This window comes from Aeromonas sp. Marseille-Q5825 (assembly GCF_946892685.1).
GTDB classification, from domain to species: domain Bacteria; phylum Pseudomonadota; class Gammaproteobacteria; order Enterobacterales; family Aeromonadaceae; genus Aeromonas; species Aeromonas rivipollensis.
Genome location: NZ_CAMPOU010000006.1, coordinates 509,428 through 525,929, shown reverse-complemented (window position 1 = coordinate 525,929; position 16,502 = coordinate 509,428). Strand labels below are relative to the sequence as shown.

The following is a 16,502-nucleotide window of genomic DNA, read 5'->3' as shown; positions in this document are numbered from 1 at the left end:
CGGGGCCCCGATATGGGGGAGTTAGAAGACGATGCTTGCCATGGCAACGATGAGGAAGGCGATGGTACCGAGCAGTGTCTCCATCACTGTCCAGGTCTTGAGGGTGGTCTTCTCGTCCATGTTGAGGAAGCGGCTGACCAGCCAGAAACCGGAGTCGTTGAAGTGGGAGAGCACTGTCGCCCCACCGGCGATGGCGATGACGATGAAGGTCAGATCCAGATCGCTCAACCCGGCCGTGGCCGCGACCGTCGGCGCCATCAGGGCGGCCGTGGTGGTCAGGGCTACGGTGGCCGAGCCCTGGGCCACCCGCAGGGCGGTGGAGACCAGGAAGGCGGCCAGGATCACCGGCATGCCGGTGTCGGAGAGCACGTCCGCCAGGGCAGTGCCGATGCCGCTGGCACGCAGCACGCCGCCGAACATGCCACCGGCACCCGTCACCAGGATGACGGCGCAGACCGGGGCCAGGGCGTCGTTGCAGAACTTCTCGAGCTGCACCTTGCCCTGGGTCTGACGGAACAGCCAGAGGGCATAGAGCACTGTGATGAGCAGGGCCACCGGGGTCTTGCCGACCATGCGCAGCACGTTCACCCAGTCGGCACCCTTGTCGATCACCCCCATGACGCTCAGGGTGTTGAGGCCGGTATCCATGAAGATGAGCATCAGCGGCAGCAGCAGGATGGAGAGCACCTGGCCGAAGCTCGGCGCCTTGTCGGAGAGTCGCTCTGCGGTCTCGGTGAAGCTCGGGGGCAGGGGCAGCTCAAACTTCTTGCCGGACCAGAGCCCGAACAGATAGGCACCCAGATACCAGGTCGGCAGCGCGACCAGCAGACCCACGACGGTGAGCAGCCCAATGTTGGCACCCAGCAGTTCGCTGGCGGCCACCGGGCCCGGGTGGGGTGGCAGGAAGGCGTGCATCACCGCGAAGGCACCGGCGGAGGGCAGGGCATATTTGAGGACTGAGCCGCCGAACTGCTTGGCCACGCTGAAGATGATGGGCAGCATGACGATGAGGCCGGCATCGAAGAAGATCGGGAAGCCGAACAGCAGGGAGGCGATCCCCAGCGCGAAGGGAGCGCGGTGGGAGCCGAAGCGGTTGATCAGGGTGTCGGCAAGCACCTTGGCGCCCCCCGTCATCTCCAGGATCCTGCCTATCATGGCCCCCAGGCCAACCAGCAGCGCGACCGAGGCCAGGGTGCCGCCGAAACCGGTCAGCATGGTGGGGATCACCTGGTCATAGGTGACCCCGGTGGCCAGGGCCGTCAGCATGCTGACCAGGGTCAATGCCACGAAGGCATGTACCTTGAATCGCATGATCAGCACCAGCAGCATGACGATAGCGCCAGCGGCTACCGAGAGCAGGTAGGCGACATCGGGTGTGTTCATCGCTCCGTCCATAAAATGTCCTCAAATGGTTCTAGTAGTTGTTCTGCACATTTCTGTGCTCCACTTCACATTGCGCAACGTTACCGGTAACATGTTACCGGTAACGTGCTAACTTAGAACCCATCAGGTAAACGTTTTTTGAAAAGTGAGAGAGAGGTCAAATAATGGCGGGCAAGAGCATTATCGTGATGGGTGTGTGTGGCAGTGGCAAGTCCAGCATAGGCCTCAAGGTGGCCAGCGCCCTGGGCGCCAAGTTCATCGACGGTGATGATCTGCACCCCCGCGCCAACATTCAGAAGATGGCGGGCGGCAACCCTCTCAACGACGAAGACAGGGCACCCTGGCTGGAGCGGATCCGTGATGCGGCCTACAGCCTGGAGCAGAAGAACGAGCTGGGCGTCATCGTCTGCTCGGCCCTCAAGAAGCAGTACCGCGACCAGATCCGCGAGGGCAACGAATCGGTACACTTCCTGTTTCTGGACGGCAGCCAGTCCCTCATTCTCGACCGGATGCGGGCACGCAAGGGCCACTTCATGAGGGAAGGCATGGTAAAAAGTCAGTTCGAGACCCTGGAGCGGCCGGATGGCGAGGCCGGTGTGTTTCGCGTCGACATAGATGGCACCTTCGAGCAGGTGGTTGACCGCGCCGTCACCGCCCTGGCGCAGGTGCAATGAGCCATTTCGCGATCCCGGCCCCTGTCGATCGCGTCCGTATTTCCGTGTTGGAGACAATCCTATGACCCATCCCGTGATCACCGAAGTGACCAACCGCATCCGCGAGCGCAGTGTCGCCCGCCGCCAGGCCTTCCTGGCCCGCATCCAGCGTCAGACCGAGCAGGGCAAGACCCGTGCCTCCCTCTCCTGTGGCAACCTGGCCCACGCCGTGGCCGCCTCCAGCTGTGATGACAAGGGGCGCATCCTCGACATGACCCGCGCCAACGTGGCCATAGTCACCGCCTACAACGACATGCTGAGCGCCCATCAGCCCTATCAGGGCTATCCGGACATCATCAAGGGCGCGCTGGCCGAGCTCGGCCACAGCGCCCAGGTGGCTGGCGGTGTGCCCGCCATGTGCGACGGCGTGACCCAGGGCCAGCCGGGGATGGACATGTCCCTGTTCTCCCGGGATCTCATCGCCCAGGCCACCGCGGTTTCCCTCTCCCACAACACCTTCGACGCCACCCTGCTGCTCGGCATCTGTGACAAGATAGCCCCGGGCCAGATCATGGGGGCCCTCTCCCATGCGCACCTGCCCACCGCCTTCGTGCCCGCCGGCCCCATGGCGAGCGGCATAGGCAACGACGAGAAGGTGAAGGTGCGCCAGCAGTACGCCGCCGGTGAAGTGGGCCGCGATGCCCTGCTGAAGATGGAGTGCGGTGCCTACCATTCGGCCGGTACCTGCACCTTCTATGGCACTGCCAATACCAACCAGCTGGTGTTCGAGGCCATGGGCCTGATGCTGCCGGGCTCTGCTTTCGTGCATCCCCACAGCGAGTTGCGCCAGGCCCTCACGTGCGAGGCGGCCCGCCGCATCAGCGCCATGATCCCGGGCTCCCCGGCCTACCGCCCCTTGAGTCAGGTGCTGGACGAGCGCGCCCTGGTCAACGGCCTGGTGGCCCTGCTCGCCTCAGGCGGCAGCACCAACCACAGCATCCACATGGTGGCGCTGGCCCGCGCCGCCGGCCTGGAGCTGACCTGGGACGACTTGAGCGATCTCTCCGACGTGGTGCCGCTGCTGGTGCGCATGTACCCGAACGGCCCGGCGGACGTGAATGCCTTCGAGCAGGCGGGCGCCGTGCCCGGCCTGATGCGCCGTCTGGCGGAGGCGGACCTGATCCACCTGGATGCCACCCCTGTGTTTGGCGAGATGCAGGATTACCTCAGCCGCCCCGCGCTGGTGGAGGGCAAGCTGGTGTGGCAGCCGGTGGGGGAGAGCACCGATCCGAGCGTGCTGTCCGTTGCTGGCAGCGTGTTCCAGGCCACAGGCGGCACCAAGCTGCTCAGTGGCAACCTGGGCCGCGCCGTGGTCAAGGTCTCGGCGGTTGCCCCCGAATACAGGGTGATTGAAGCGCCGGCCCGGGTCTTCTCCTCCCAGCATGCTGTGGAGGCGGCCTACAAGGCCGGTGAGCTCAATCAGGACGCCGTCATAGTGGTGCGCCACAATGGCCCGGCCGCCAACGGCATGCCGGAGCTGCACAAGCTGATGCCGGTGCTCGGCAACCTGCAGAAGGCGGGTCACAAGGTGGCCCTGGTCACCGATGGTCGCCTCTCCGGCGCCTCCGGCAAGATCCCGGCCGCCATCCACGTCACCCCGGAAGCGCTGCACGGCGGGGCCATAGGCCTGCTTGCCGATGGCGATCTGCTGCGGGTGGACGCCGACAGCGGCCGCCTCGACTGCCTGACCGATTTGAGCGGCCGCACCCAGGCCGACATCGACCTCACCCTGGAACAAGAGGGGTGGGGCCGTGAACTGTTCAGCGTGATGCGTCGCGCGGTATCGAGCGCCGAGTGCGGCGCCACCATCTTTGACTGAGGAAGAGTTATGCAGAACTGGAAAGTGACCCCTGCCGAGGTGTTTGCCGCCTCTCCGCTGGTACCCGTGATGGTCATCAACGACCTGGAGCAGGCCCTGCCGATGGCCAAGGCGCTGCTGGATGGCGGCATCTCTGTGTTCGAGATCACCCTGCGCACCCCGGTGGCCCTCGACGCCATCGCCCTGATCGCCAAGGCGATGCCGGATGCCATGGTTGGTGCCGGTACAGTGCTCAACTGCGCGCAGTTTGACGCCGCCGTGGCCGCCGGTGCCCGCTTCGTCATCTCCCCGGGGATGACTCCGGCCCTGCTGGCCCACGCGGCCAGGAGCACGGCGCCGCTGATCCCGGGGGTGGCGACACCGTCCGAGGTGATGCAGGCGCTGGAAGCGGGTTATGACCACCTGAAATTCTTCCCGGCCGAGGCCAACGGCGGCACCAAGGCACTTTCTGCCATTGCCGCGCCCCTGCCCCAGGTGAAATTCTGCCCCACCGGCGGCATAGGCCCCAAAAACGTGGCCGACTACCTGGCGCTCAAGTGCGTGGCCACGGTCGGCGGCTCCTGGATGCTGCCCGCCGATGCGGTCAAGAGCGGCAACTGGGAGGAGGTGACCCGCCTCTCCCGCGAAGCGGTTGAAATGGTTAAACGCTAAGCGCTCATCGTTTAGAAAAATTGAACAGGCCACCCAAGGGTGGCCTGTCGTTTTTTCGGCTCAAGGAGACCGGAAAGCCATTTGCATGGAGCCGCCGGCTGTCTTAAGGTCGGGGTCGTTTCCTCACGCTGCCGCCCCTTATGAGCTTTCTTCACCACTCCTACCCGCTGGGGCACCTCACCGCCCTGCACTGCCACTCCCAGGCCCAATACTGCTACCTGCACCAGGGGGGCGGCGTCATCACAGGTCACGATGGGGGCGGCTTGCTGGTGGCCGGCCAGCTCTGCCTGATCCCCGCCGGCTGGGCCCACGAGTTTCGCGTGCTGCGCCACTCCCGGCTCTCGCTGCTCTACAGCCCGCAACCGGCATGCACCACTTTCAGCCAGTTGCAGGTGAACCCCATGCTGGCGGGCCTCTTTGCCCGCCTGCCTGAGCTGGGGGAGGGAGAGACGCAGGATGCCTATCTGGGGGTGCTGCGCCACGAGCTGGGACTCGCCGCTCCGCTGGCGGGGCAGCTCCCCCTGGCCGTGGATCTGGATCCGCGCCTGCTACGGGTGCTGGAGAGGGTATGCCAGGCCCCCTCCGTCAAGGTGACGCTGGAGGCGCTGGCCCGTGACTGCGGCGCCTCGGTGCGCACCCTCAATCGCCTCTTTGCCCGTCAGCTGGGGTGCAGTTTTCGTCAGTGGCGGGAGCGGGTGCTGATGGGGCGGGCCCGTCAGTTGCAACACCAGGGAATGGCGCCTTCCCAGATTGCCGGGATCCTCGGCTATGAGGATCCCGAGGCCTTCTCGGCGGCCCTGGCGCGGGTGCAGGGCCGTGGCTCAGCGCCGTGAGCCTATGTCTGCGTCCTCCTTGCCCCCCGCCAGCAGGCAGGTGACCTCCTCGGTGTGACAGAGCCGGCCATCGCGAAAGGTGAAGAGGCCGCTCACCTTGCAGGCCAGGGTGCCGCCATCCCGACGGGTGGCTCGAACCAGATGGGTGGAATGAACCCGCTGCCCCAGCTCCAGGGTGGCGACAAACTCGATGGCGGCCTCGGCCAGATGGCCTCTCAAGGCGGCGATATGCTGGCGAAAGGCGGCGTAGTCGAGGGTCTCGCCGTTCACCTGCTGGCAATAGTCGGGGCTGAACCAGGTGTCGAGCTCGGCCAGGGTGAAGCCGGAATCGCAGATGACGCGCTGCAGGCAGGTCTTCAATCTTTCGGTGTGATTCATCTTCTGCTCCTGAATGTGGGACAAGCTGCGCCAGCATAAGTCAGTGAGCAGGGAGGGATCCCGGGAGGACGCGCCATCATGGCGGTCACAGGCGCCAAAGTGGCGCCGGGTGGGAGTGAAGGGGCGGGATCAGCCCAGGCTCTCCCCCTCATAGAGGGAGAAGCCCATGTCCTTGCGGTGCTCGGTCTGGGGTTGCCCATTGAGCCTGGCCAGCAACATGGCGGCCGCCTCGCGACCTATGGCCTCGCGGGGGGTGCTGATGCTGGCGAGCTTGGGGGTCATGGCGTGGCCTATGTCGAGGGCGTTGCAGCCGGCGATGGCGATCTGCTGGGGCACGGGTATCCACTTGGCCTGGCACTGCAGCAGGGCACCGACCGCCACGTCGTCGTTGGTGCAGAACAGGCCGTCGAGGTCGGGGTAGCGGGCCATGGCCTGCTCCAGCAGCTCGCCGCCCAGGGTGAAGCTGGAGGACTGCTCGGTCAGCAGGTGCTGGCCATCCAGGCCGAAGTCCGCCATCGCCTGGTAGTAGCCCTCCATCCGCAGCTGGGTACGCACATCGAGGCGCGCCCCCAGGTAGACCACCTTGCGCCGTCCCCGGCGCAGCATCTCTGTTACCATGGCCCGGGCGGCGGCGCGGTGATCCATGCCGACCACCATGTCGATGGGGGAGAGCGGCAGATCCATGGTCTCCACCACGGGAATGCCGGCGGTGGCGATCATCTTGCGGGTGCGCTCTGTGTGCTGGGTGTCCGAGAGGATGAGGCCATCCACGTTGTAGGAGAGCAGGGAGGCAACCTGCTCCTCCTCCCGCTCCTGGCTGTAGCCATAGTGGGCGAGCAGGGTCTGGTAGCCGGCGGGTCGGGTCACCGCCTCTATGCCGTGGATCACCGCCGAGAAGACCTGGTTGGAGAGGGAGGGGATCAGTATGCCGATCGCCTTGCTGGTGGCGTTGGAGAGCATGTCCGGCGCCCGGTTCGGGATGTAGCCGAGCTCCTCCACCGCAGCGGCGATCCGCTCACGGGTGCCTTCGGCCACGGCGGACGGGTCACGCAGGTAGCGGCTGACTGTCATCTTGGTGACCCCGGTCAGGTCGGCGATGTCCTGCAGTGTGGGGCGGCGCTTGCGGGTGTCGTTCATCTCGGGATCCGGCAAAAAATGTTACAGGTAACATTACCGTTTTTGCGCAACAAAGTCAGCATATGACGCCATCACAGGAGAGGCTGGGGATGATCAAGGGCAAGTGTTTCGAGGGGAAGAGGTTCGAGCAGCAGGAGGTGGAGGGGGAGCAGTTCTCGGAGTGCCGCTTTATCGACTGCAACTTCTCCTGGCTGGATCTGAGCGATAGCCGCTTCGTCGACTGCAGCTTCTACGATCGGGAGAGTGAGCGGGGCTGCCTGTTGCAAGGCTGCGACCTGCGGGAGACGAGCTTTTTGCGCTGCGATCTCACCCTGGCGGATTGCAGCCGCAGCCAGTGTCTGGGGCTGGAGATGCGCGACTGTCAGGCGGTCGGCATCAACTTCGGCCACGCCAGCTTCGCCAACCAGATCACCGCCAAGAGCTACTTCTGCGAGGCCCATCTTACGGGAAACAACTTCAGCTACGCCAACTTCGACGGCTGCCTGCTGGAGAAGTGCGAACTCGGCGGCAACCGCTGGCAGGGGGCCAGCCTGCTGGGGGCCTCGCTGGCGGGATCCGATCTCAGCGGCTCCGAGTTTGGGCAGATCGACTGGACCAGCTTCAACCTGCAGGGCTGCGATCTGCGCCAGTGCGATCTGCCCGGGCTGGATCTGCGCCGGGTCAACCTGGACGGCGTGCAGATAAACGAGGAGCAGCAGCAGACCCTGCTGGAGCAGATAGGCCTGGTCGTCTTCCCCTGAGACGGGAAAACGATGTAAGTTTTCACCAACCAGGACGGGCGGTGCGGCTCTTCCCCTGCAAAGCAAAAAGCCTGCGTGATGCAGGCTTTTTGTTTGAAGAGTGATAGGCGTTTGGCCCCGCCAAGGGTGGGCTTAGCGTCTGGCCAGCCACTTGGTCGGGTTGATGGCTTCGCCCTGGTAGCGGATCTCGAAGTAGAGGCCGGGTCTGTCCTGGCCGCCGCTGTCGCCGACCAGGGCCACGGGTTCCCCCTGCTCCACGCTCTGACCCACCTGACGCAGCAGCGACTGATTGTGACCATAGAGGCTCATGTAGCCGCGGCCGTGGTCAATTACCAGCAGCATGCCGAAGCCGTCCAGCCAGTCCGCATAGACCACCTGGCCTGGCGCCACCGCCTTGACCTGGGTCCCCTCGCTTGCGCCTATCAGGGTGCCCTTCCACTTGAGCTCGGCGGTGCGCGGCGAACCGTAGGAGATGAGGATGGGCCCCTGTACCGGCCAGCGCAGGCTGCCGTTGGTGCTGAGGCCGTTGTAGCCGCCACTGGCCTTGGTGCTGCTGCTGCGCGCGGCGGCTTGCTGCTTCGCCACCCGGTTCTGCTGTTCGGTGACCCTCTGCTGCTCGGCGGCGAGCCGTTGCTGTTCGCCCGCCTTCTGCTGCTGGGCCGCGATCCGCTGTTGCTCCGCAATCCGCTTCTGCTCGGCGGCCAGGCGCTGCGCCTCCAGGCGGCGCTGGCGTTCCTGCTCGGCCTTGATCTTGGCGAGGCGCTCCCGCTCGGCCCGCTCACGGCGTTCCTTCTCTTCCTGCTGGCGGCGAAGCTCTTCCAGCCGGGCCTTCAAGGCCTTCTCCGCCTTGACCAGCTTGGTGAGCTTCTGTTCGTCGTTTTGCACCGATTGCTGCAACTGGTTGCGCACCTTGGCACGGCTCTGCTGGCTGGCCAGCAGGCTCTGGTGATGCTGCTGCTGTTCGCTCAGCAGGGTCTGCAGCCTGGTCTCGGTCTCTTTGGTGGCCAGCTGGTTTTTCGCCAGCTTGTTGCGGGTGGTGCGCAGGGCGTCTATGGCTTCGATGCGAGCCTTGTTGAGATAGTCGTAGTAATCGAGAGAGCGGCTCAGCTTGGCCGGATCCTGCTGATTGAGCAGCAGTTTGAGGTAGTCGTGGTTGCCCGCCTGGAAGGCGCTTTCCGCCTGCTTGGCCAGCAACTGTTTCTGGTGTTTGGCTTGTTGTTCCAGCGCCAGCTTGTCCTGCTGCAGGTCGGCCAGCTTCTGCTGGTTCTGCTTCAGTTGCAGTCTGGTCTGATCCAGCTTGGCGGCGGCGGCCGAGATGGCCTGCTCGTCAGCCTTGAGCTGGGTGTTGAGCTTGGCAAGCTCCTGCTTGCTGAGCTTGAGGGTCTTCTGCTGTTCCTTGATCTCGGACTGCATGGCCCCCAGCTGCTGGTTCGCAGCCTGGGCCGTGCCGGCGCCGCCGACCAGGCAAAAAAACAGCGCGCCGGCCAACAGGCCGACGCGACTGGTTTTCTGTGAAATAACTTCGCATCCCCGCATGGGGCAGGATTATTTCAGAATCATCAGGGGCTTGCCAGTCATTTCCGGCGGCACAGGCAGACCCATAAGGGTCAGCATGGTCGGGGCCAGATCGGACAGTTTGCCGCCTTCCAGTACCTCGGCCTTGCGACCGAAATAGATGAGGGGAACCGGCAGATTGGTGTGGGCGGTGTGGGCCTGACCAGTCTCTTCGTCCAGCATCTTCTCGGCGTTGCCGTGGTCGGCGGTGATCAGGCACTCGCCACCCACTTCCGCCAGGGCCTCGGTGACGCGACCTATGCAGTGGTCAACGGCTTCGCAGGCCTTGACGGCCGCATCGAACACGCCGGTGTGGCCAACCATGTCGCCGTTCGGGTAGTTGCAGATGATGACGTCGTACTTGCCGCTCTTGATGGCGCCGACCAGCTTGTCGGTCAGCTCTTCGGAGCTCATCTCCGGCTGCAGGTCATAGGTGGCCACTTTCGGGCTGGCGACGATCTCGCGGTCTTCACCGGCGAAGCAATCTTCTTCGCCACCGTTGAAGAAGAAGGTGACGTGAGCGTACTTCTCGGTCTCGGAGATGCGCAGCTGGGTCTTGCCCTGCTTGGCCAGCCACTCGCCCAGGGTATTGACCAGGGCAGTGGGCGGGTAGGCGCAGGCGGTTTTGATGTCGGCCGCGTACTCGGTCAGCATCACGAAGTTCAGCGCCGGGGTGGCGGCACGGGCGAAGCCGGTGAAGTCGCTGTCGACGAAGGCGCGGGTGATCTCGCGGGCACGGTCGGCACGGAAGTTCATGAAGATCAGCGCATCGCCGTCGATCATAGGGGCGGCGTCGCCGATGCGGGTGGCCTTGACGAACTCGTCGTTCTCTTCACGGGCATAGGCGGCAGCCAGGGCGTCGGTGGCGTTGTCGGCGGTGAACTCGCCCTTGCCCTGGGTCATCAGGTCATAGGCTTGCTGCACGCGATCCCAGCGGTTGTCACGGTCCATGGCGAAGTAACGGCCGATCATGGAGGCGAAACGACCCTTGCCCAGGCGGGCGAACAGGGCGTCGAACTGCTCGATGGAGGACTGGGCGGAGCGCGGCGGTACGTCGCGGCCATCCAGGAAGGCGTGGAGGTAGATCTTCTCGGCGCCACGCTTGGCGGCCATCTCGATCATGCCCATGATGTGCTCTTCGTGGCTGTGTACGCCACCCGGGGACATCAGACCCATGATGTGCACGGCCTTGCCCTTGGTCACGGCAGCGTCAACAGCCTTGCCCAGCTCGACGTTCTGGAAGAAGTCGCCGTCCTGGATGTCTTTGGAGATGCGGGTCAGCTCCTGATAGACGATGCGACCGGCGCCGATGTTGACGTGGCCCACTTCGGAGTTGCCCATCTGGCCGTCCGGCAGACCCACATCCAGGCCGGAGCCGGAGATCAGGGTGCTGGTATAGTCACGGGCCAGGCGGTCCAGGTTCGGAGTCTTGGCGGCGGCAACGGCGTTGTGCTCTTGCTTGGTGCTGTAGCCCCAACCGTCCATGATGACCAGAACCAAAGGTTTCTTAGCTGTTGACATAAGACTATGTCCTCTCGGATAGGAATGAATTGCGGGAAGTGAAACTAGCGTAATATTACTACATCTGCCGAAATAGTCACCTGATAGCCAAGTCCCTCTTCCACCTCTGTTTTTACCTGTTATCCGGCTGTATTTGGCATGTTGCCGGCTTGTCTTTGTGCACGGTTCTCCCCCTGACGCCTCTCCCCCGCAGCGGGTGGCAGCCCCGTCCCCAAACCGGTTTGGGGGCGGGCAATCCCTGATGGGAGCTTGCTCTCGCTTTGCCGCCAAGATGGCTGATCTTATCAAGGGCCCCATGTATACTCGGGCCCTTGTCTTGGTCCCTGGATAGTAGAAGATGCAAGAGTATTTGGATTTTGCGGCCCGCAACCCGCTGCTGGCAGCAGCTTGGTTCGGCCTGGCAGGCACCCTGGTGTACACCACTGTGCGTGCTCGTTTTTCTCCGGTGAAGGCGGTGAACAATCACGGCGCCACCCTGCTGATCAACCGTGAAAATGCCACTGTGGTGGACATTCGCAGTCAGGATGAGTTTGCCAAGGGTCATCTGGCCGGCGCCCATCACCTGCCCCTCACCCAGATCCAGGCGAACAATCTGGGACCGGTTGAAAAGCACAAAGATGCCCCCATCATAGTGGTGTGCGAGTCGGGGATGACCGCTGGTGGCGCGGGTCGCCAACTGAGCAAAGCCGGTTTCAAACAGGTATATGTGCTCAGCGGTGGCATGGCCCAATGGCGTGCAGATAATCTGCCGGTGACCAAAAAACGCTGATTTAAGGGCCTGCGCCCACTCATTGTCTTAAAAAGGAATCAAACGAAATGGCTGACGAAATCAACAACCAGGAAGTGCAACCGGAATTCCACATCCAGCGTGTCTACACCAAGGATGTCTCCTTCGAAGCCCCCAATACTCCGCACATCTTCCAGAAAGAGTGGCAGCCGGACGTCAAGCTGGACATGGACACCAAGACCAATGTCCTGGCTGACGGCGTGTACGAGGTCGTGCTGACCCTGACCGTGACCTGCAAGCTGGAAACCGAGACCGCCTTCCTGTGTGAAGTGCAGCAGGCCGGTATCTTCACCATCGGCAACCTGCCGGAGCCGCAGCTGGCACACTGCCTGGCCGCCTTCTGCCCGAACATCCTGTTCCCCTATGCCCGCGAAGCCGTGGCCAACCTGGTGAGCAAGGGTTCCTTCCCGCAGCTGAACCTGGCACCGGTCAACTTCGACGCCCTGTTTGCCCAGCACATGGCACAGGTTCAGGCCCAGCAGGCGACTGCGGAAGCCTGATAATGGCCGACCAGATCGCAATCTCGGTCTTGGGGGCGGGGTCTTATGGCTCCGCCCTTGCCATTTCTCTGGCGCGCAACGGCCATCCGACCCTGCTGTGGGGTCACGATCCCGCCCATGTCGCCGAGCTGGAACAAGATCGCTGCAACAAGGCGTTTCTGCCTGATGTCCCTTTCCCCGCCGATCTGCAGCTGACTGCGGATCTGCAAGCTGCGGTGCAGGCTGCTCCCGTGTTGCTGCTGGTGGTGCCGAGCCATGTGTTCGGTCAGGTGCTGGCCCGGGTCAAACCCTTCCTGCGCCCGGATACCCGTATCGCCTGGGCCACCAAGGGGCTGGAGCCGGACAGCGGCCGCCTGCTGCAGGACGTGGCCCGTGACGTGCTGGGGGAGACTATCCCGCTGGCGGTGATCTCCGGTCCGACTTTCGCCAGAGAGCTGGCCGCCGGCCTGCCGACCGCCATCTCTGTGGCATCGACTCACGACGACTTCGCCGACGATCTCTCGCAACTGCTGCACTGCGGCCGCTCGTTCCGGGTCTATACCAATCCGGACTTCATCGGTCTGCAACTGGGCGGGGCGGTCAAGAACGTCATCGCCATCGGTGCCGGTCTCTCCGATGGGCTGGGTTTTGGCGCCAACGCCAGAACCGCGCTCATCACCCGGGGCCTGGTAGAGATGCAGCGCCTCGGTGCCGCATTGGGTGCTGATGCCAAGACCTTCATGGGAATGGCAGGGCTCGGGGATCTGGTGCTGACCTGTACCGACAACCAGTCCCGCAACCGTCGCTTCGGTCTGGCTCTCGGGGCCGGCAAGTCGGTGGAAACCGCCATGACCGAGATAGGTCAGGTGGTGGAAGGCTATCGCAACACCAAGGAGGTGCATCTGCTGGCGGCCCGTTGTGGCGTCGAGATGCCCATCTGCGAGCAGATCTTCAAGGTGCTGTACGAAGGCAAGAACCCGAAAGAGGCGGCCATCGCCCTGCTGTCGCGAGACAAGAAGGACGAGTAATCTGCCCGCCGCAGAATGCAAAAGGCCCCGCCAGCTGGCGGGGCCTTTTCTTTGCCGCATGTCTTTGCCACAAGGGCAGCAAATCAATAGTAGGAGTGATCGCCACGCTGGTGCTCGGTGGCATCTTTCACGCCGTTGAGCTCGCCCGGGAATTTCTCCAGCAGCTGCTTCTCGATCCCCTCTTTCAGGGTGTAATCCACCTGAGAACAGCCGTTGCAACCACCACCGAACTGCAAAATCGCCAGCTTGTCGTCGGTGATGTCAATCAAGGTCACCTTGCCACCGTGACCGGCCAGCATGGGGTTCACTTCAGACATCAGCACGTATTCGATGCGATCGGCCAGGGGCGCATCGTCGGCCACCTTGCGCATCTTGGCGTTGGGGGCCTTGAGGGTGAGCTGAGAGCCCATCTGATCGGTGACGAAGTCGATGGTGGCATCGACCAGGTAAGGGGCGCTCAGGGGATCGACCAGGCAGTCGAAGCCGCTGAAGGGCAGGTGTTGATCTTCCGGATCGACCGCGTCGGGTGGGCAATAGGATACGCCGCACTCGGCATTCTGGGTTCCCGGATTGACCACAAACACCCGGATGTTGGTGCCATCAGGCTGCTTCTCCAGCAACTTGCGGAAGTGGGCCTGGGCGGTGTCGGAAATGCTGATCATCACTATCCTCATAAACCTGAGTGTACGACTAGGGTATTCATGATAACTCGCTTGGCGGGGCTTGGGTAGCGTGTAGATGGCTACCTGATGTGACCCTGAGCGTAACAAGCGCATGACAAGACGCCAGGCCGCTTTTTCTTCCTCTCCATGCCGTCCCGGCTATTTGATGTGCCTCTGCGTTCGGCAAAGTGCCCACACTTCCACCTTCTCAACGCCACTTTTGCGGAGTAAACGGCTGAGCTGGCCGGCGGTGGCGCCTGTGGTCACCACGTCATCGAGCAGGGCCACGTGACGATAGCTGTGGGGTGCTATCTGGAAGGCGCCGCGCAGGTTGCGCCGCCGCTGGCCGGCACTGAGCCGGGTTTGCTGCGGAGTGGCCCTGATCCTGCGCAGCAGCCGGGTGTCGCAGGGGATGCCGGTGAGCGCGCCAAGGGCCAGTCCAATCTCTTCCGCCTGATTGAAGCCGCGCCACCACTGGCGCCACCAGTGCAGGGGGACCGGAATGATGGCCTCGGGGAGATCGTCTCCCTCCAGATGGTCGGCCAGCAGGCGGGCGAGCAGCGGCGCCAGCAGGATCTGGCCCGAGTATTTCAGCCGGGGAATGAGCAGGGAGTAGGGGAGCTGATAGTCGCCTATCACCTGCAGCCGCTCCCAGGGCGGCGGCCTGCGCTGGCAGCGTCCACACAGCAGCTCGTTTCCTGCATGGTGCTCTGGCAAGGGGGTCGCGCACAGCCTGCATTTGCGGCAAGGCTGGTGCAGGGAGTGCTGACACCAGCTGCACAACAGAGGCTGGTCATCACAGGGCTGGCGACAGAGCAGGCAGAGGCCGAGCCAGTCGGACCGGCTGCCGAGGATCGGACTTGCTTTGGCGAGCAGCCGCTTTAACATGCAGGCATCCAAGCAGATGAACAGGGATCTTGAGTCTAGATGAGCGTATCGGTTGAGCGGTTTGGCCAGGGTCAGGACCTGGTGTTGTTGCATGGCTGGGGCATGAATGGTGCTGTCTGGCACGGTATTGCCCAGCAGTTGGCGGCCCACTATCGGCTGCACCTGGTGGACTTGCCCGGGTTTGGCAACAGCCCCCTTGGCGAGGGGAGTGACTACTCCTTGCCCTGGCTGGCGGAGCAGGTTGCCACAGTCCTGCCGGAAAAATGCCATCTGCTCGGCTGGTCCCTCGGTGGTCTGGTGGCGAGCCAGCTGGCCCTGACCCGGCCCGAGCGCCTTCACTCCCTCATCACGGTCGCCAGCTCCCCCTGCTTCATGGCCCGCGAAGACTGGCCCGGGATTGCCCCCAAGGTGTTGGCGGGGTTCAACCAGATGCTGGCGGGGGACTTCATGCAGACCATAGAGCGTTTCCTCGCGATCCAGGCCATGGGCAGCGAGCATGCCAGAAACGACATTCGCCAGTTGCGCCACTGGCTGATGGAGCGTCCGGCCCCCCAGATTGCCGCGCTGGAGGCGGGTCTCGGCCTGCTGGCCGACGTGGATTTGCGGGATGAGCTGGTCGGCCTGGATCTGCCCTGGCTGCGCATCTATGGCAGGCTGGATTCCCTGGTGCCCAAGGCGGCCATACCGCTGCTGGACGAGCGCTATCCTGCGAGCCGCAGCCTGGTACTGGAGAAGGCCTCCCACGCCCCCTTCATCTCCCATCCGGAGCCTTTCATCACCCTGTTGCGACAGTTCATTGGCTGATCCTTGAGCGACATGCTTCAATAACGCCTCTAGGTGGTGGATAATCAGCCAACCATGAAAGGAGTGAGCCGATGCGTATCGATTCTGCCATGACTACGGGCGTACAGGGATTCCAGCGGGCCGAGCAACTGGCCGGTCAGGCATCCGGGCAGCTCGCCCGCCTCAACACCCCGGCGGGCGACCAGGTACAGGTGACGGACGAGCTGGTCAATCTCAAGGTGGCCGAGCTGCATGCCGGCGCCTCCGCCAAGGTGATCCAGACCGCCAGCGACATGCTGGGCACCCTGATAGACATCAAGGTGTGAGATGAACATCAACGTCAGTCTGCCGCCCCTGATCCCCAATCAGCTGCAACCGCAGACTGAATCGGCGCAGACTGACAACCGCCGTGCTGAGCTGGTGCCTCCCGCACGTCAGGGTGAGGCCTCCGCCGCCGAGTCCGGCGTTGCCTCCCAGAAAGACAAGTCCAGAGCCGCCCAGGCCAATCCCAATCCGCCCGCCGCTTCGACCCGGGATAATGCGCAGGCCAGCCCGACGCCCCCGTCCCATCGCTTCGTCGAGGCCACGGGGGAGGAGAGCCAGCGCCGGCAGCAGCAGGATCCCGAACAGCAGGAGCAACAGAGGCAGCAGCGTCAGCTGGCCGCGTTTGTTGAGCGGGATCTCGAGGTACGCAAGCATGAGCAGGCGCACCAGATGGCAGGCGGCGAGCATGCGGGCAGCCCCAGCTACCAGTTTTCCCATGGGCCGGATGGCAAGCGTTATGCCACCGGGGGTGAGGTGGCCATCGACATCGGCGCCATCCCGGGCGACCCGGCTGCCACTCTCGCCAAGATGCAGCAGGTGCGTGCCGCCGCCCTGGCACCGGCAGAGCCCTCGTCACAGGATCTGAGCGTGGCCCGCGCCGCCACCGCCAAAGAGGCCCTGGCCCGCAAGGAGCTGATGGACGTCAGAGGTGCTTCAATCGGGCCGCTCGGTGCCTACATGGAGAGGCGTAATCAGGTGATAGCCCACCACTATCAGCAGGCCGTCAGGCCCGCTCCTCGTCAGACCTTCAGCCAGGACATCTGAGCGAGCCAGGGCTGACGCAGGCGTTTCGAACAGATGTAAAAAAGCCCCTCGCGGGGC

Annotated in this window: 18 protein-coding genes; 11 read left to right on the top strand and 7 right to left on the bottom strand. The window is 63.8% G+C overall.

The features are described 5' to 3' along the window. Positions 1–21: 21 nt before the first annotated feature. Positions 22–1,383 carry a GntP family permease gene (locus OC537_RS17460; RefSeq protein ID WP_262113109.1) on the bottom strand — a complete coding sequence of 454 codons (1,362 nt, stop codon included), beginning with the start codon at positions 1,381–1,383 and terminating at the stop codon, positions 22–24. A 164-nt stretch (positions 1,384–1,547) separates the two neighbouring features. On the opposite strand from OC537_RS17460, the gene OC537_RS17455 reads away from it, so the two are divergent. From OC537_RS17455 to OC537_RS17440, 4 genes are all read left to right on the top strand, one after another. After that, the gene (locus OC537_RS17455; protein ID WP_025325364.1) at positions 1,548–2,057 is read left to right on the top strand and encodes a gluconokinase; all 510 of its coding nucleotides are present in this window, start codon (positions 1,548–1,550) and stop codon (positions 2,055–2,057) included. A 61-nt stretch (positions 2,058–2,118) separates the two neighbouring features. Continuing rightward, the gene (gene edd, locus OC537_RS17450) at positions 2,119–3,915 is read left to right on the top strand and encodes a phosphogluconate dehydratase (RefSeq protein WP_262113107.1); all 1,797 of its coding nucleotides are present in this window, start codon (positions 2,119–2,121) and stop codon (positions 3,913–3,915) included. A 9-nt stretch (positions 3,916–3,924) separates the two neighbouring features. Continuing rightward, complete coding sequence (locus OC537_RS17445; RefSeq protein WP_106885248.1) at positions 3,925–4,566, top strand: bifunctional 4-hydroxy-2-oxoglutarate aldolase/2-dehydro-3-deoxy-phosphogluconate aldolase; 642 nt, start codon at positions 3,925–3,927, stop codon at positions 4,564–4,566. Positions 4,567–4,706: 140 nt separating this feature from the next. Further along, positions 4,707–5,399, top strand: coding sequence for a helix-turn-helix domain-containing protein (locus OC537_RS17440; RefSeq protein ID WP_262113105.1), 693 nt, complete (start codon positions 4,707–4,709; stop codon positions 5,397–5,399). Here the strand turns inward: OC537_RS17440 and OC537_RS17435 are convergent. Together OC537_RS17435 and OC537_RS17430 are read right to left on the bottom strand one after the other, a co-directional pair. Then, positions 5,388–5,777 (bottom strand): nuclear transport factor 2 family protein, encoded by a 390-nt coding sequence (locus tag OC537_RS17435; RefSeq protein ID WP_262113103.1) that lies wholly within the window; start codon positions 5,775–5,777, stop codon positions 5,388–5,390. The genes OC537_RS17440 and OC537_RS17435 overlap by 12 nt on opposite strands. A gap of 129 nt (positions 5,778–5,906) precedes the next feature. Further along, positions 5,907–6,914, bottom strand: a complete 1,008-nt coding sequence (locus OC537_RS17430) for a substrate-binding domain-containing protein (protein ID WP_262113100.1) — start codon at positions 6,912–6,914, stop codon at positions 5,907–5,909. 89 nt (positions 6,915–7,003) lie between these two features. On the opposite strand from OC537_RS17430, the gene OC537_RS17425 reads away from it, so the two are divergent. Beyond that, positions 7,004–7,654 (top strand): Qnr family pentapeptide repeat protein, encoded by a 651-nt coding sequence (locus OC537_RS17425; protein WP_262113097.1) that lies wholly within the window; start codon positions 7,004–7,006, stop codon positions 7,652–7,654. 132 nt (positions 7,655–7,786) lie between these two features. Here OC537_RS17425 and OC537_RS17420 read toward each other — a convergent pair whose 3' ends face one another. Further along, a complete protein-coding gene (locus tag OC537_RS17420) occupies positions 7,787–9,190 on the bottom strand; it encodes a peptidoglycan DD-metalloendopeptidase family protein (protein ID WP_262113095.1) in 1,404 nt (467 codons plus the stop codon). A 9-nt stretch (positions 9,191–9,199) separates the two neighbouring features. After that, the gene (gpmM, locus tag OC537_RS17415; protein WP_262113093.1) at positions 9,200–10,729 is read right to left on the bottom strand and encodes a 2,3-bisphosphoglycerate-independent phosphoglycerate mutase; all 1,530 of its coding nucleotides are present in this window, start codon (positions 10,727–10,729) and stop codon (positions 9,200–9,202) included. Between the two features lie 337 nt (positions 10,730–11,066). Between gpmM and OC537_RS17410 the strand changes: the two genes are divergently transcribed. Genes OC537_RS17410 through gpsA form a run of 3 tightly spaced genes read left to right on the top strand, consistent with a single transcriptional unit; the run spans position 11,067 to position 13,023 of the window. Continuing rightward, on the top strand, positions 11,067–11,498 hold the full coding sequence (locus OC537_RS17410; RefSeq protein ID WP_106885241.1) for a rhodanese-like domain-containing protein: 432 nt from the start codon (positions 11,067–11,069) through the stop codon (positions 11,496–11,498). Between the two features lie 47 nt (positions 11,499–11,545). Continuing rightward, positions 11,546–12,016 (top strand): protein-export chaperone SecB, encoded by a 471-nt coding sequence (secB, locus tag OC537_RS17405; protein WP_005328525.1) that lies wholly within the window; start codon positions 11,546–11,548, stop codon positions 12,014–12,016. Positions 12,017–12,018: 2 nt separating this feature from the next. After that, positions 12,019–13,023 (top strand): NAD(P)H-dependent glycerol-3-phosphate dehydrogenase, encoded by a 1,005-nt coding sequence (gene gpsA, locus OC537_RS17400; protein WP_025325374.1) that lies wholly within the window; start codon positions 12,019–12,021, stop codon positions 13,021–13,023. Between the two features lie 83 nt (positions 13,024–13,106). On the opposite strand, the gene nfuA is transcribed toward gpsA, so the two are convergent. Then, entirely contained in the window at positions 13,107–13,685 is a 579-nt protein-coding gene (gene nfuA, locus OC537_RS17395; protein ID WP_033129997.1) for a Fe-S biogenesis protein NfuA, read from the bottom strand. A gap of 159 nt (positions 13,686–13,844) precedes the next feature. Beyond that, entirely contained in the window at positions 13,845–14,573 is a 729-nt protein-coding gene (locus tag OC537_RS17390; protein WP_262113085.1) for a ComF family protein, read from the bottom strand. Positions 14,574–14,612: 39 nt separating this feature from the next. Here OC537_RS17390 and bioH point away from each other — a divergent pair, with 39 nt between their 5' ends. The 3 genes from bioH to OC537_RS17375 all read left to right on the top strand — a co-directional run bounded on the left by bioH (position 14,613) and on the right by OC537_RS17375 (position 16,445). Further along, a complete protein-coding gene (gene bioH / locus OC537_RS17385) occupies positions 14,613–15,377 on the top strand; it encodes a pimeloyl-ACP methyl ester esterase BioH (protein ID WP_262113082.1) in 765 nt (254 codons plus the stop codon). A gap of 71 nt (positions 15,378–15,448) precedes the next feature. After that, the gene (locus OC537_RS17380) at positions 15,449–15,682 is read left to right on the top strand and encodes a flagellar hook protein FlgE (protein ID WP_025325378.1); all 234 of its coding nucleotides are present in this window, start codon (positions 15,449–15,451) and stop codon (positions 15,680–15,682) included. Between the two features lies 1 nt (position 15,683). Then, positions 15,684–16,445, top strand: coding sequence for a putative metalloprotease CJM1_0395 family protein (locus OC537_RS17375; protein ID WP_262113080.1), 762 nt, complete (start codon positions 15,684–15,686; stop codon positions 16,443–16,445). The last annotated feature ends 57 nt before the right edge of the window (positions 16,446–16,502 follow it).